Annotated in this window: 12 protein-coding genes and 1 pseudogene; 8 read left to right on the plus strand and 5 right to left on the minus strand. The window is 43.0% G+C overall.

Features of this window, described 5'->3' with window-relative positions; translation table 11 throughout:
• The first annotated feature begins 327 nt into the window (after window positions 1–327).
• Complete coding sequence (locus AB6E54_RS15980) at window positions 328–657, plus strand: hypothetical protein (protein WP_017058851.1); 330 nt, start codon at window positions 328–330, stop codon at window positions 655–657.
• A gap of 102 nt (window positions 658–759) precedes the next feature.
• On the opposite strand, the gene AB6E54_RS15985 is transcribed toward AB6E54_RS15980, so the two are convergent.
• Both AB6E54_RS15985 and lamB read right to left on the minus strand, forming a co-directional pair.
• Window positions 760–1,587, minus strand: coding sequence for a MalM family protein (locus AB6E54_RS15985; protein WP_065583774.1), 828 nt, complete (start codon window positions 1,585–1,587; stop codon window positions 760–762).
• Window positions 1,588–1,750: 163 nt separating this feature from the next.
• Window positions 1,751–2,974, minus strand: a complete 1,224-nt coding sequence (lamB, locus tag AB6E54_RS15990) for a maltoporin LamB (RefSeq protein ID WP_372106955.1) — start codon at window positions 2,972–2,974, stop codon at window positions 1,751–1,753.
• A gap of 433 nt (window positions 2,975–3,407) precedes the next feature.
• Between lamB and glgX the strand changes: the two genes are divergently transcribed.
• From glgX to AB6E54_RS16005, 3 genes are all read left to right on the plus strand, one after another.
• Entirely contained in the window at window positions 3,408–5,402 is a 1,995-nt protein-coding gene (glgX, locus tag AB6E54_RS15995) for a glycogen debranching protein GlgX (protein ID WP_372104673.1), read from the plus strand.
• A 231-nt stretch (window positions 5,403–5,633) separates the two neighbouring features.
• Window positions 5,634–7,376: a diguanylate cyclase domain-containing protein gene (locus AB6E54_RS16000; protein WP_372106957.1), complete on the plus strand. Its 1,743-nt coding sequence runs from the start codon at window positions 5,634–5,636 to the stop codon at window positions 7,374–7,376.
• A 131-nt stretch (window positions 7,377–7,507) separates the two neighbouring features.
• Window positions 7,508–8,236 (plus strand): tRNA (adenine(22)-N(1))-methyltransferase TrmK, encoded by a 729-nt coding sequence (locus AB6E54_RS16005; protein ID WP_017069730.1) that lies wholly within the window; start codon window positions 7,508–7,510, stop codon window positions 8,234–8,236.
• 105 nt (window positions 8,237–8,341) lie between these two features.
• Here the strand turns inward: AB6E54_RS16005 and AB6E54_RS16010 are convergent, their stop codons facing one another.
• Entirely contained in the window at window positions 8,342–9,286 is a 945-nt protein-coding gene (locus tag AB6E54_RS16010; protein ID WP_372106959.1) for an acyltransferase, read from the minus strand.
• A gap of 331 nt (window positions 9,287–9,617) precedes the next feature.
• Between AB6E54_RS16010 and AB6E54_RS16015 the strand changes: the two genes are divergently transcribed.
• From AB6E54_RS16015 to AB6E54_RS16025, 3 genes and pseudogenes are all read left to right on the plus strand, one after another.
• On the plus strand, window positions 9,618–10,418 hold the full coding sequence (locus AB6E54_RS16015) for a ferredoxin--NADP reductase (protein WP_372106961.1): 801 nt from the start codon (window positions 9,618–9,620) through the stop codon (window positions 10,416–10,418).
• 65 nt (window positions 10,419–10,483) lie between these two features.
• Window positions 10,484–10,564: pseudogene (locus tag AB6E54_RS16020) on the plus strand (cytoplasmic protein); the annotation flags it as partial.
• 201 nt (window positions 10,565–10,765) lie between these two features.
• On the plus strand, window positions 10,766–11,758 hold the full coding sequence (locus AB6E54_RS16025; protein ID WP_017066331.1) for a 2-hydroxyacid dehydrogenase: 993 nt from the start codon (window positions 10,766–10,768) through the stop codon (window positions 11,756–11,758).
• A 120-nt stretch (window positions 11,759–11,878) separates the two neighbouring features.
• Here AB6E54_RS16025 and AB6E54_RS16030 read toward each other — a convergent pair whose 3' ends face one another.
• Entirely contained in the window at window positions 11,879–12,751 is an 873-nt protein-coding gene (locus AB6E54_RS16030; protein WP_050647742.1) for a patatin family protein, read from the minus strand.
• 217 nt (window positions 12,752–12,968) lie between these two features.
• Window positions 12,969–14,420 (minus strand): catalase, encoded by a 1,452-nt coding sequence (locus tag AB6E54_RS16035; RefSeq protein ID WP_372106963.1) that lies wholly within the window; start codon window positions 14,418–14,420, stop codon window positions 12,969–12,971.
• Window positions 14,421–14,806: 386 nt separating this feature from the next.
• On the opposite strand from AB6E54_RS16035, the gene AB6E54_RS16040 reads away from it, so the two are divergent.
• The gene (locus AB6E54_RS16040; RefSeq protein WP_065583766.1) at window positions 14,807–15,016 is read left to right on the plus strand and encodes a hypothetical protein; all 210 of its coding nucleotides are present in this window, start codon (window positions 14,807–14,809) and stop codon (window positions 15,014–15,016) included.
• Window positions 15,017–15,092 lie beyond the last annotated feature (76 nt).

A 15,092-nucleotide genomic window follows, 5' to 3' on the forward strand; every position in this document is an offset into this window, starting at 1 on the left:
CAAATAATAAACAACTGCATCGCCCATTAAAATTCGGGGCATTTCCAACCATACTTTATAGCCCCTACATTCGATTACATGGCTGAAAACTTAGAACTAAAGGGAAAGGATATTCCTTAGAACCGTTAAAACCAGATCTTAACGATATATCATAGTAGGAATGCCGCTCTCCCTTAAGTGAACAGAATTAATCCTGGCAGCCTTTTTTGAAGGGTTACGCCCTACAATTACGATTAAAATACATTCAATTCTCGATGTAATATTCTATCAACAGCAAAACACCGCAGTTGTTTGCGGTGTCGTTAAATTTTGATTAGGAAAACTTCCATGAACCGTAAACATATCATCAAAACCATCCAAATGGGCATCGTGACCACAGCATTGATGGGCGGGATGGCTTTGGCTAATACCACTGATCTTGTAGAATCTACCGACGCTGCTCGCGCCCTGGCACATACTCCTAGCACTGCAACAACGCAACAAATACAAGCTGAAAATGCCGCGCACAAACAGGCACTGCAAACACTTGAAAGCAACGGTAATGTTGATCAATATATGGAAACGGATAAAGCAGGGGAAACGACTACTGGTCACGTATCAAAATGCGAAAATACAGAAGTCCCTTTAGGCGAGAAAGTTGCTGAACATTGCAAATAAAAAGCATATACATTAAAGCGGTATTCGATAGGGTTCCTTAGAAGATGCTAACCGATGCTTAACTTACAAGCATTGCACTTTTAAAGGAACCCTTTATCTATATTACTTGGCGTTGACGGCTCGCACAAAGGCTTCTTGTGCACCTTCAATACCAAGGGCTTTTGCTTCATCTAATAAGCTAAGAGCTTTAGGAATATTGTCTTCAGTTACAGCTGTTTGAATCGCATTGTGATAGTAGGTTTGCGTTTCAGGTTGAATAGTATCGATTTTAGCAACAGCAGGTTTAGCATTAGATTCACTGTTTGATGAACCAATTGAGAAGAAGCTCGCTTTATCGATTGTAACTTCTATCTTACCAACGTTAGCATTTGGAATCGGGATATCTTTTACTTCAGGTAAATAATTACCACGGCCTTCCGCGTCCAAGCGAGCAGGATGGATCACATCAGTAAAACCACCAAGATCAGCTTGATCTGTATAGATAACTAAATAAACTGATTTTGCTGTTGTCGGTGGGTAAAAATCGTTCTCAGCAACGAGGCGGTTTCCTAAGTGTAGTCTTGGTTTTGCGTATTCGAAGCTCTCTTTACCATAACGCTCTAGCTCACGACCGTTTTCGTCATAGATGACCGCATTTGGAACAAACGCTGTGTCGCCGATAATGCTGGTGATATTAATCGAGTACTCACCGCGATCTGCAGGCAGTTCAACCGCGACTACAGGGCTGTTTATTCCTTGGTAATTTAATACTTGGCTATTTGGTGTCACATCAAAAATTGCCGAACTTGGTAGCTTCATAGGAGCAAATTGAAGACCAGCAATAGAGTTAACTTGTTCAGCTTGTGCAACTTGCACTTGCTCTACTACTTGCGCAGATTGGCAACCAGCCAATGCAACACAACCACTCAACATCAGAGCGCGAAAATACATAGTTCTTCCTTATTTTTATTTTTTTAAGAAATTTACTTAGTTAATTACCATAACGAAAATAATTAACCTAGGAAACCTTTTTACTAATCGTACATTCCTTAAAAAAATAGCCGACGTAAGCCGGCTATGAATTAGGACAGTTTAGGATTTTAAGCTAAGTGGCTTACCACCAAGCTTCAACTTGGATACCAACAACGAAATCGTTGTCAGCACCTTTAGCCTTTACAACACCATTTTCTTTAACTTCACCGAATGAATCGTTTTCTAGATCCATCAGGTAGCTACCGTATACGCGGATTTCAGGACGAGCCCAGAAGCTGTCACCCATTGCCCATGCTTGAGCAACAGTAAATTTAGCGCCACCAAAATCTTCTACACCAGTGCCAGCTTGATTAATCTGCTCACCCGCATTGTAGCCAGCTTCAAAAATAGTACGCATAGTGTTGTTCCACTTGTACATTGGACGAACAACTACAGAATATTGGTTGATGTCTTGCTTTGAAGCACCGATATCAGAACCAGCTAAGTAGGCAAGTTGGTGACCCATTTCCCAAGACTCGCCAAGGTTCATTACACCCCAGTTAAGGATTCGGTAACCGAAACCATCATCCTGGTCTCCAGAGCGGTCATAATAAGCACCAGAGCCCCACAAATTAGCCATTTGAACACCGTAACCAGCCGTACCTACTTGAACGACCGTTTGGTTAAAGCCATTGCTCATACCTTGGTGGATGATACCTGTAGCAAGTAGGCCGTCATCGCCATCGTATTTGCCATTCTTGTTTTCAGTACCGAAGTTGTATACAACTCCAAGCTCTAAGCTAGCATCTTCCCACAGACCGATATTCGCTAGGCGAGCATCAGCCATGTAACCAGCACCGTTCACATCTTCGCCATCTTGAATAATTGCTAGAGAAAGTTTTTGATTACCAACTGAAATATTTTCAATACCACCACCAGTACCTGATGTATTTAGAAAGTAGAAGTCAGTGATGTGAATATCTTTACGTTGGTAGTATGTTTTACCAGCCCAAAGTGTCGCTTCTTCATCAAAAGATAAGACGCCAGTTGCTTTAACAGCAAACTGAGCAACGTTAAAGTCACCGTCTTCCCAACCATTTGCGCCATCAGCACCAGAAGCAATCATTGACTCTAAACGCCAAGTTTGCTCACCAGTTTTTAGTTCTTCAGCCAGACCAAACTCAGAATAGTTGTCGTTTTCATTACCTAGACGGCCAATACCATTCTTCATGAATGAAACGTCACCACCATCATTTCCGCTAATACCAGTACCAGCACGCATGTAGCCATTAAAATCTACAGCGAACGCAGAGCCAGCAGCTAATGTAGTTGCCACTGCAGCAGCAATCAAACTTACTTTTTTCATTCTTAACTCCATTAAGGACGATTTATTTTAGGTTTTTATATTTTTGCTCTCTTGCGGCAACCAAAGGCAGTAATGGTAGTCGTAAGATAGAGAGGTTTAGGGTTTCCCCTGATTCGTTTCAACGGGGTCAATATTAAGAGGGGATGACAAGTTTGACTTCCTCCGCCCTGAACTAAATTAAGGGGGATGAGAAGGGAGTAGAAAATATACAGAATGGTGTTTTAAAGAGGTAGATCACTTAATATAGGAGGAGTAGACAGCACACAGATCTAATTATTCAACATAAGTGAGATCTAGCTCAAATATATAATTTGAACTTCATCGATGAATTATTTTTTTACCGTAATTAATCTGTGAAGTTGCTTGACCTTATTGTGACAAAGCTTTTTACTTATAGTTCACTGATGTCGATAAACGAACAAGAAATCAAGCAATGACTAGAACGCTCGCTCGCCCTTATCCGCTAGGCGCAACGCTAGGTAACACTGGCTGCAACTTCTCTATTTATTCTCCTGACTGTAAATCTCTTTCACTCGCTCTTTTTGACGAGAACGACGAATTCACCACTTATAAATTGGAAAATGAATACGCTGATATCAGATATGTCTTTATTGATGGTATTAAAGCGGGGCAAAAATACGGCTTCATTGCCGAAACGGACAATGGCCCTATCCTGCTTTCAGACCCGTATGCCAAAGCAATAAGCGAACCGCTCGATTACGTCACGCCATATACCAATGAAAAAAGCTTTGCTATGGCGAAATGTGTCGTTGTTGATGACACCTTCGATTGGCAAGATGTAGAAAAGCCACGCATTAGCCGCGAAGATACCGTTCTTTTTGAAACGCATGTAAAAGGTCTATCTCAACTGCACCCAGAAGTGGCTGCCAATACTAAAGGACGCTACTTAGGGTTAGTGAGCCCTGAAATGCTTGCGTTCTACAAACAGCAAAATATCAACTCTCTACAGCTTTTGCCCATTGCCGCATGTATGCATGAGCCTCATCTCTTGGACATGGATAAAGTGAACTATTGGGGTTACAACCCATATTTGTTCATGGTGCCAGACCCTCGCTACGCAGAAAAAGACGCTGTTAATGAACTCAAAACTGCAATTCGTGAGCTGCATCGCAATGGCATCGAAGTCATTCTAGATGTCGTGTACAACCACACAGCAGAAGGTGGGGAAGGCGGAACCACCTTCAACCTAAAAGCACTCGATAGCCGCTACTACATTAAACATGGCTGCCATTATGCGAATTTCACGGGTTGTGGAAACACAGTAGATCTCACCCACCAGCCCGCACTCAACTTAGTGATGGATACGCTTCGTTACTGGGTGAGTGAATTCAAAGTCGACGGCTTCCGTTTTGATTTGGCCGCGACGCTGGGACGTGAAGGCGATAATTACAACCCTGAAGCTGCTTTTTTCAAAGCCGTTGCTCAAGATCCTGTGCTCAAAGAGACCAAGTTGATTGCAGAACCGTGGGATATTGGCCCTAACGGTTATCAAGTAGGTAACTTTCCACTAGGCTGGAATGAATGTAACGACAAACTGCGTGATATCACACGTAGCTTCTGGCGCGGTGATCAAGGCTATCTAAAAGAGTTTGCGACGCGCTTAATGGGATCTCGCGATATCTACAGCGCAGCACACTGGCCATACAGACTAACCGTAAACTACATCACGTATCACGACGGCTTCACAATGCAAGATCTTGTCTCTTACAAACACAAGCACAATGAAGATAACGGCGAGAACAACCGAGATGGACACGGTGATAACCGCTCTGATAACTACGGTGTTGAAGGGGAAACCGAAAACCTATTGGTTGTTGCCACACGCGAAAAACAGAAACGTAACTTCATGGCGAGTCTGTTGTTTGCCTTTGGCATTCCACATATTCTGACAGCTGATGTGTTATCTCACACTCAAAAAGGCAACAACAACGCTTACTGTCAAGATAGTGTAACTAGCTGGATTAACTGGGAAGATTCTGAGCGAAAAACTTATTTCAAGACTTGGTTAGCTGAAATGATCTCTGCACGTCAACAATATATGGTGCCTTTTATTAAGGCGTTCAGCGGAGAAAAACGCAACTCGAACCGCATCTTCTGGAGCCGTGTCGATGGCACACTCATGGAGCATGATGATTGGAATCGTTTAAGCTCTGTTGCGCTGCACTTAGGTATTGGCAAAGACGGTGACGAATTGATTTATTTGATAAACCAAACCAACGCACCCGCTCGATTCTCGTTACCGACTGATCGCGACCAAAACTGGGTCACCATTTGTGATACCAACTTACGAAATGTAAAACCAGGTCATGCAGAAGGTGAAATGCTGCTATCGCCGACTTCGATGGCAATTTTGCACTACTCGCCAGATAACACTGATTTGATTGAAGTAAAAGCTAAGCTAGCTTAATAAAACGCCAAAAAACCATAAAGGCCAGTTATATTTATAGCTGGTTTTTTTATTAGCTGAATATCACATAAATCATTCTTTTATATGGAATCATTTGCATTGATGTGATGGATGAAACTGTTTAGTATTGCCGTACTATAAAAATGAATCTATAACGTCTTGGATATCATGGCTTTACCTAAAACACTTATTCGGCTTTTCAAACCATACATACTCTTACTAACCGGAGGAATGCTTTATTTAGCTATCGCTCAACTAGAGAAAGTTGAAACTACAGCAACTAACCAATCATCATCAAATATTCGTATCGCTAGTTCCACTATTCGCTCAAATATCGAAGCCGTTTTCGGCAAACTCTATTTTTTAGAAACCAGTCTAGGCTTGCCTAAAACGGCTCCAATCGGTGATAAAAAATTCAGAGAATTGAGTGATAATATTCTAAGAAGAACACCAAATTTCTCCGATATCGTTCGATACCAACCTAACTCCCAACATTATGTCTCCACTCGTGGCCTTCCTCTTTCCAATGAACAAATCGCCACAATACAATGGCATTCAATAGACGGTGTTGTAGAAGATTTTTACATCTCTTCCGTTTACCAAAAAGCCGATGGACGATGGGTTTTCGCCGTTAAACACACTGCAGAAAAGCTCAACGAAGAAACCTGGATTGAGTTTGATTTAATGCATACCACGCAAGGTTTAAGAGATTTAAAAACGCTTAATCACGGCTATGTATTTGTCGTTGACAGAGCAACAGAGCGACTGGTATTCCACCCGGATCCACAGCGTATCGGTTCTAAATCCATCAGCTTCCATGCAGGGATCAGCCACCAACTATCTCAAGGTGAATTGGCGGGTAAACATGAATACTACTATCAAGATAACTTCAAAATATCGGTATTTGACGCAGACAACAGCTTAAATTGGGTGTTCATTGCGGTCACCGATCGCCACGATATCTTAACCAGCTCACACCAATTTACGCTAACTGGCTTGGTACTTGGTTCACTGCTTCTATTGTGGATTGGCGCAAACTATTTGGCTTATCGTTTGAACGTGTCCTTGTCACAACTGAATAAAGTCGATGACCTTGTAAGCTTTAAACGAGAATTAAAATCCATACTGGATAGTTTCACCTACCAAAAAGGCATTCAATTCTGTCTCTATCAGCCTGAGAACCACGCATTCAGTACCATCGACTATCACGGAAACAAATCAACGGTACATTGTGACAAAGCCCTTGCCGAACGATTTACACCGGACACCATGGCTTACCGAAGCGGAAAGTACGCAGACCCATTAGCGTGTAAACTCAAAATACACCAACGCCATTACTGTATTCCTTTGCACTCTCGCAAGCAGTTGATCGCAGTGTTGTACGTAAACGCAAACTTACCGATCAGCCAGAGTATTCTGCGTATGATCAGAGATTACACGGAAGTCTCACTGTCCAACTTACTGCTTCAGCACCAGTTGAGTAGCAAGGACTTGATGACGCAATTAGACAACAAAAGTAGCTTTAATATTGCACTGGAAAACTACGCCAACCAGCCTGAAACCTATGTCGCTCTGCTTGATATCGATAACTTCGACCACGTAAACCGAGCCTACGGTGAAGCGGTGGGCGACAAGATGATCAAGCTGACTGCAGAATCGATACGCAGTTACTTCCCCAAGCCAAAGGGACTTTGCTTGGCTCGTGTTGGAGGAAAGGAGTTCGCAGTATTATTCAAAGCCAATGATGTGAAAGATGCCAAATTCCAGCTAGACCAGTGCAGAGTCGCAATCGCGGAGAAAACCATCGTCACTCCAGATATCACCTTATCGCTAGGGGTTAGCGTGGGATACTCGCAAATAGAGGGGGAAACAGACTCAGCTTTAGCGCTGGCGGAACAAGCGAAACTTATCGCGCAACAACTTGGTAAGAACCGAGTGGAAAGCCATATCAGAGCCGTTGCCAAAGCATCGTAAACCTATACTTACATTTCTGTAGCCACTACAAAGCACCTAGGATTCATACCCTAGGTGCTTTTGTTTTTATGGAAAGTCATTACAATGCGCGTTCAACACGACAATACCCCTTTTCTAACGACACGAGCCTTATGAAGCTAAGTAACCGACTGCAAACTCTCCATTCCCTTGTCAGCAATGACTACCAACATATTTGGGACTGTTGTTGTGATCACGGCTTCTTGGGTGTTCAACTGTTGTCGGATAACAAAGCACCTCAGCTTCACTTTGTCGATATTGTCCCGTCTCTTATGAGCGATTTGGAAAGCAAACTTACGCGTTACTTTCCGCAAGGTGCAATAGCAGAACAGAAAGTGACTAGCCAATGGCAAGTCTACTGTATGGATGTCGCCGCTATCCCGCTTGAGAAACATACTGGCAAACACCTGGTGATTATTGCGGGCGTCGGTGGCGATCTTACTCAAAAGCTCGTCGATGATATTCATCGTCAACACCCAGACAAAGCGATCGATTTCTTGCTTTGTCCGGTGCATCAGCAATTCGAGTTGAGAAGCCATTTAAAGGCGATCCATTTTGGTCTTATTGATGAAGTGTTGATTGAAGAGAACCGTCGTTACTACGAGATTTTATTGGTGAGTAATAGTCGCGGTGATTCAGAAAAGAGCCAAACCGTTAGCGAGATATCAAACGTCGGTGACAAGATCTGGACACCAAGTTGTGATGAACAAGTGAAGGTATCACAGCAATACAAAGCCAAAACATTGCAGCACTACTTACGTATCCATCAAGGACAAGAGAAGCAAGGCAAACCTAGCCAAGTAAAGCATATTATTGATGCTTACCAGGCGGTTAAGCCATAGTAAGTACTAACTTAATGGTTTGAATATTAAGAAAGTCAAATTAATAAAAAAGCCGATAGTTCAATGAGCTATCGGCTTTATTAATGCTATCGATTCAGTTTTAGCTTACTGTTCTTGTTTCTTATAAGCCACATCAGGCTCGTCAACTGTCTCTACCTCAGAAGGCTTATCAACCCCATAAACCGTATCAAGGTAGACGTCTTTCTCTTTCCACGTGCTGTTCAACCAATTGTGGAAGCGACGTTTAAAAGCCTTATCTTCAAAGTAATTACCGTTCACGTTCTCATCCATTGGATGCAATTTAATACGCACAACGACCTTAGTCATTTTGCCCTTCAGCATATCTTCAAACGGAGAGGTTTGGTTTTCAGGGTAAGCTAAGGTCACATCCACGATGCCATCCAAAATTGGGCCCATTGCAGATAAAGCAAATGCCACGCCCCCAGTTTTCGGCTTCAATAAGTGGCGATAAGGGGTCTTTGCTGACGCCAGTTTCTCGTGGTTTGCACGAGTCCCTTCAACAAAATTAACCAATGTTGTCGGTGCTAATTTGAACTTAGTACACGCTTTATTGATTGCATTAAAATCATCATTACGGCGTTCTGGGTTGCGTAATAGGAACTCACGAGAGTGGCGTCTCATGAATGGCATATCTAAGCCCCAGCAGGCCAATCCAACAAAGGGAACATACAACAGTTCGTGCTTGAGGAAGAACTTAGTCATCGGCATCTTGTCTTTCAAGATTGAAGACAAGATCACGATATCCGCCCAGCTCAGGTGATTCGACATCATCAGGTACCACTGCTTGGTCGAGATATCTTCCCCTCCTTCGACTTGCCACTCGATATCGTTATTCACATTCAACATCCAAAGGTTAAGCGAAGCCCAACACCAAAACGTGAAATTTGCTAAACGAGTACATGACTTTTGAACAATAGAGATTGGAAGAATCAGTTTGATGAGGCCAAAGAAGCTCACGGTAAACGCAGTCATTGCGGTATTGATAGTCACGAACAATACGTTCAAGGCCATACGAAGATTATCAAGCATAAAACACAGTTATATTGAGAACGAAAGCCGCCATTATACGCATCTATAAATTATTCTCTTCAGTAATTGATTGAATATCCTAGGGGTCAAACCACTCAACCTATGTTAACGATGTTCAACCAGCTAAAGTCTATTAAAACGAAACCAAAACACATGCACGAGTCATTTGGACTCAAATAGTATATTGTCTTTTTGACAACATTCGACCCAATAATTAACCTTTAATCAGTATTGATAAGCATTCTCATTATTGGCGTGGTACATGCAACTCTAAAGTGTAAATAGTTGAGTATCCTTAATGAGATAACTTCTCTTCTTAAAGGTGGATGATATGACAGATATTCCTCATGGTTTAGTTACAGGCAAAGTCCTAAACAAAACAGAATGGACAGATCAATTATTCTCACTCCAGGTTAGTGCACCTGTCTCTTCTTATCAGGCAGGTCAGTTCACGAAACTTGGCTTACTTAACAGTGAGGATGAGTTCGTAAGACGCGCCTATTCGATGGTGAACGCGCCAGAGCACGAACAAGGTCATCAACATCTGGAATTTTTGATTATTAAGGATCAGAACGGTCAGCTTTCACCTCAACTTCATGAGTTGAAGATGGGCGATGACATCTTTGTCGGCAAAGACCCAAGTGGCTTTATGACCTTAGATGAGATCCCAGAGATCGCCGACGATCTATGGATGCTTTCAACCGGAACCGCGGTAGGCCCATTTATCTCAATACTTGAGAGCATGCAGATACAGCAAAATGAGTTGGCTTCAGACAAAACCTCTTCATTCAAGAATCTGGTTCTAGTGCATGCTGTAAGAACAGAGCAAGACCTGACTTATCGAGATCGTATCACTCAACTCGTTAATCACTTTCAAGGGAGACTTAAATATGTGCCAATTATTTCTAGAGAATCAGTTACCGGAACTTTGCGCGGACGAATCCCAAATTTGTTACTTGGAGGCGACCTCGAGCAAGCCGCGTCTGTCGCTTTCAATCAAACCCGCAGTTTTTTCTACCTTTGCGGCAATCCGCAAATGGTTCGTGACACAAGCGAAGCGCTAACTAGCTTAGGTTTCGAAAAGCACTTACGCAGAAAACCCGGTCAATTCAGCAGTGAGAACTACTGGTAAATAACAACCGCCACTCGTTAGACAGAAGCACAACTTTCAAAGAACAGTTAGAGAAGAGGTTTTATATGAGTCATTTACGTATTCCGTCACACTGGAAAATTCAACGTTCCACACCCGAAAGTAATATTCATTCAATATTGATGAACTTATAAGCAAGCAACCTCGTAATGTGATTTTTAATGTTCAATAAGTGAAGACAAAAGATCAAATAACCATAGCAATTACAATGACTAATGGTGATAGACAAGAGAAAAAAACTCTAGCACACTGAATAGAGTTATTAGTTTTAATCCCGTTTCAGAGAATGAATTAGTGGGTTATTTATATTTTAGGTAAGAGAGGAAGCCATGCTCAACATTGCTTTTTTTAGCTCAAAATCATACGACGAAAAATCATTCGAACTGGCAAAAGGCGAACTCAACGCTGAGTTTCATTTTCACGATTTTCGACTCACCACAACAACAGCAAAAATGGCGCACGACAACGAAGTGGTTTGTGCGTTTGTAAACGATGACCTATCGCGAGACGCGTTAGAGATTCTTGCTCAAGGCGGCACCAAGTTAATCGCGATGCGCTGTGCGGGCTTTGACAAGGTCGACCTAGACGCAGCCAAAGAGTTTGGCTTGCAAGTGGTTCGCGTTCCGGCTTACTCACCAGAATCGGTAGCAGAACACACGGTTGGCATGATGATGTGTTTGAACCGTAAACTACACAAGGCATACCAACGCACTCGTGATGCGAACTTCTCTCTTGAGGGGTTAGTTGGCTTTAACTTCCACGGTAAAACGGTCGGTGTGATTGGCTCGGGTAAGATTGGCCTAGCGACGATGCGAATTCTGAAGGGTTTAGGCATGAATATCCTATGCTATGACCCATATCCAAACCCGTTAGCTGTTGAGTTAGGCGCTAAATACGTTGAACTCGATGAACTTTACCAAGAGTCTGATGTGATTTCTCTGCACTGTCCGATGAGTAAAGAGAACTACCACTTATTGGATGCAACGGCATTTGAGAAGATGAAAGATGGCGTGATGATCGTCAACACCAGCCGTGGTGAACTGCTGGATTCAACCGCAGCGATTGAAGCGCTCAAACAAAGCAAAATCGGCGCGCTTGGTCTTGATGTTTACGACAACGAGAAAGAGCTGTTCTTCCAAGACAAATCTAACGATGTGATTGTCGATGACGTATTCCGTCGCCTATCTGCTTGTCACAATGTATTGTTCACAGGTCACCAAGCTTTCTTGACCAAAGATGCTCTGTTCAACATCGCCAATACAACGCTCACCAGTGTTGATGCCTTCTTTGCTGGCAACACCAGCGGTAACGAACTCGTTTAATCGCTAATTGAGTTAATAGCAGACTGAGTTAAAAACAAACTAGGTCTACAAATACAAAGCCACGCTATTCTGAAGTGAACAGCGTGGCTTTGTCGTTTATCCAGTATCCTAAAAACGTTCCTAGACGCAGAAATGACAATCTTCGGTGTCTAAACCATACACGCCTTTTCGAATGGCAAGGTGCTCTTCACCCGCTTTAATGCCCATCTCATAACCTGCATTAAGAGTACTTTGATCCATAGTTAAACGCTTTACTGCGAACGCTTCTGGCGGCGCTATCACTTTAATGGTCGCATCTTTGGGTGGGTTACGAATGAACTCCAGAGATTGATTGTAGTTGTCGGCACGCACCGCCATCGACTCAGCAATATTTGGGAATTTCTTTAATAGTTTCTTCAGCATCCATTGGTGCTTTTGAGGCTTCATTCGGTAACTTAAAGGATGAGAAAGAATCACCGTAATGTCTCGCGCACCACGACGGTATGCTTCACGCACCGGAATCGAATCCGCGACACCACCATCGGTATAACAGCCACCAGAGAAACACGGTGTTTCGCGGTAAGCGATAGGTAAAGCGGTGGTCGCTTCCACCACGTTAGAAAGGTTTTCTGGCTTAATATGGTAGTAGTCTGCACTGCCCGTATCGACATTTGTGACAGCAGCAATGAGTGGGATACTTGAAAACAGCTCACCACAATCGAGCGGATAACGTTGATTGGATTCGTTCCATAACCATTTAACGTCTACCAAGTTGCCGCCCTTGGCAAAGCGAGCAGGGTTAAAGAAGGTCTTATCGGTCGCCATCGTGGTGATCACATCATAACTGCGTTTTGGTGCATGAGATAAGTAGCCAACCAGATTCGACACACCTGCAGATACGCCGATGGCAAAGTCATAAGGACGGAAATCGTCTTGCATAAAGGCGTCTAAAACTCCGGCAGCAAAAATGCCTCTCATTGCTCCACCTTCAACGATTAATGCGCTCTTATTCATCTCAAACTCTTCTACTTTATAAACTGATAGTCGTAGAATAATCCCATCACTCTTACAAAGATAATGGGATAGATTTATCAATTCGATAGGTAAAAACTATCAATGTGGATTATTAAATTTTTCAATGATTTAGGGTTGCTTAATAAACAGCGAGATCAAAAAAGGCCGTTGAGTGATTCACTCAACGGCCTTTCAATTAACGAATCAAGATGATTGATTACGACTTAAATTCGCTCACATCGATTTCAAGCAGTTTACCAATGCCTTCACCGTATGCAGGGTCAGCTTTGTAACAGTGTCTTAGGTGACGCAATTGAATCTCTTTTGGCACGCCGCCTAGGTTACGAGCAGTGTTATCAAAAAGAATCGCTTGCTTCTCTGGTGTCATTAGGCGGAACAAGTCACCCGGTTGCGAGAAGTAATCTTCATCTTCGCGGTGATCCCAGTGTGCTGCTGCGCCATCTAGGTTCAGTGCTGGTTCAGCGAAATCTGGTTGCTCAGCCCATTGACCTTCGTTGTTTGGCTCATAACCTAATGTGCCACCGAAGTTACCATCGACACGCATCGCGCCATCACGGTGGTAGCTGTGTACTGGGCAACGAGGCGCATTCACTGGAATGTGCTGATGGTTTACACCCAAACGGTAACGTTGTGCATCACCGTAAGCAAACAGACGACCTTGCAGCATTCTGTCTGGAGAGAAACTGATACCCGGAACCACGTTAGCAGGGTTGAATGCAGACTGCTCAACTTCAGCGAAGAAGTTCTCAGGGTTACGGTTAAGCTCTAGCTCACCCACTTCGATCAACGGGTAATCTGCATGAGGCCAGATCTTAGTCAAATCGAACGGGTTGTATGGAACCTTCGCTGCATCCGCCTCTGGCATCACTTGTACTTTCAACGTCCATTTCGGGAAATCTTGGTTATCGATGCTGTCTAGCAAATCACGTTGGTGGCTTTCGCGATCATCACCGATCACTTGTGCCGCTTCTTCGTCAGACAAGTTCTTAATACCTTGCTGAGATTTGAAGTGGAATTTAACCCAGAAACGTTCGTTGTCAGCATTGATGAAGCTGAACGTGTGACTGCCGAAACCATGCATGTGGCGGTAAGTCGCAGGGATACCGCGATCACTCATCACGATAGTAATTTGGTGAAGTGCTTCAGGTAAAGAAGTCCAGAAATCCCAGTTGTTCTTCGCGCTGCGCATGTTAGTGCGAGGGTCACGTTTCACGGCGTGGTTTAAGTCTGGGAACTTAAGAGGATCACGAAGGAAGAATACTGGCGTGTTGTTACCCACCATATCCCAGTTGCCTTCTTCAGTATAAAACTTCAATGCAAAGCCACGAATATCACGTTCAGCATCGGCAGCACCGCGCTCACCCGCAACTGTTGTGAAACGTGCAAACAAGTCGGTTTTTTTACCTATTTCAGAGAACAATTTTGCCTTGGTGTATTTTGTGATGTCGTGTGTAACGGTAAATGTGCCGTAAGCACCTGAGCCTTTCGCGTGCATACGACGCTCTGGAATCACTTCACGATCAAAATGGGCCAATTTCTCCAAAAACCAAACGTCTTGAAGAAGTTGTGGACCACGTTTGCCCGCCGTTTGAACATTCTGGTTATGAGCGACAGGACAACCTGCTGCTGTAGTTAGTTTTTTACTCATGATCGATTCCTTAGAGGGTAAATGTGCACAATCGTTGTGACACCGTAAATTTAAGTAGACCCAGCATTTAAACCATTGAATTAGTGTGGATAAAGAATAGGTCGGCATTAAAAATAAACATAATCGTTTCTATTTATCTTTGTTATAGATAAAACCTATCAAGTTGACTGTTCATTTCTTCACACGAGACTGAACAACAACATCCCCGCCAAAGTTGGCATAATCCCATAAGAAAGACCATGGTATCAGTTTGCGATCAAATTTCACTACTTGCATATTGAAATCATAGTTTGAGGGCATCGTTCAAAACTTTGGGCTTAGCAGAGTGGCGTTGAATTAATCGATGATGATATAGTCCACCATAATAAAATATATTGGATATTATCATGCACTCTAGCGACATTATGAAACTGGCAAATTTGGGCGTTAATATCGAAATTTCAAAAGATTCTTCATTGCATCCTTCTGATGCGTTAGAGGTCGTGAAGATTGTTGCTGAAATCGGTAGCCAAATCGTCATCAAGAAGAAATACCATACGGACTACCTAATTAAGATGGCTGAAGTAGGCCGTGATCATGTGACTATTGCTGTTTAAGAACAGCCACTATTTCGAAATTGACATAACCTCAGCTTCAACAGTTTAGAGCGACATGTTGATATAAAAATGCAGC

This window comes from Vibrio sp. 10N.247.311.49, from assembly GCF_041467655.1.
Lineage (GTDB): Bacteria > Pseudomonadota > Gammaproteobacteria > Enterobacterales > Vibrionaceae > Vibrio > Vibrio crassostreae_C.

What these genes read in the sequence shown, in the direction of transcription:
- AB6E54_RS15980 (WP_017058851.1), top strand. Translation starts at nt 328, where the DNA reads ATGAACCGTAAACATATCATCAAAACCATCCAAATGGGCATCGTGACC.
- AB6E54_RS15985 (WP_065583774.1), bottom strand. Translation starts at nt 1,587, where the DNA reads ATGTATTTTCGCGCTCTGATGTTGAGTGGTTGTGTTGCATTGGCTGGT.
- lamB (WP_372106955.1), bottom strand. Translation starts at nt 2,974, where the DNA reads ATGAAAAAAGTAAGTTTGATTGCTGCTGCAGTGGCAACTACATTAGCT.
- glgX (WP_372104673.1), top strand. Translation starts at nt 3,408, where the DNA reads ATGACTAGAACGCTCGCTCGCCCTTATCCGCTAGGCGCAACGCTAGGT.
- AB6E54_RS16000 (WP_372106957.1), top strand. Translation starts at nt 5,634, where the DNA reads ATGCTTTATTTAGCTATCGCTCAACTAGAGAAAGTTGAAACTACAGCA.
- AB6E54_RS16005 (WP_017069730.1), top strand. Translation starts at nt 7,508, where the DNA reads ATGAAGCTAAGTAACCGACTGCAAACTCTCCATTCCCTTGTCAGCAAT.
- AB6E54_RS16010 (WP_372106959.1), bottom strand. Translation starts at nt 9,286, where the DNA reads ATGCTTGATAATCTTCGTATGGCCTTGAACGTATTGTTCGTGACTATC.
- AB6E54_RS16015 (WP_372106961.1), top strand. Translation starts at nt 9,618, where the DNA reads ATGACAGATATTCCTCATGGTTTAGTTACAGGCAAAGTCCTAAACAAA.
- AB6E54_RS16025 (WP_017066331.1), top strand. Translation starts at nt 10,766, where the DNA reads ATGCTCAACATTGCTTTTTTTAGCTCAAAATCATACGACGAAAAATCA.
- AB6E54_RS16030 (WP_050647742.1), bottom strand. Translation starts at nt 12,751, where the DNA reads ATGAATAAGAGCGCATTAATCGTTGAAGGTGGAGCAATGAGAGGCATT.
- AB6E54_RS16035 (WP_372106963.1), bottom strand. Translation starts at nt 14,420, where the DNA reads ATGAGTAAAAAACTAACTACAGCAGCAGGTTGTCCTGTCGCTCATAAC.
- AB6E54_RS16040 (WP_065583766.1), top strand. Translation starts at nt 14,807, where the DNA reads ATGCACTCTAGCGACATTATGAAACTGGCAAATTTGGGCGTTAATATC.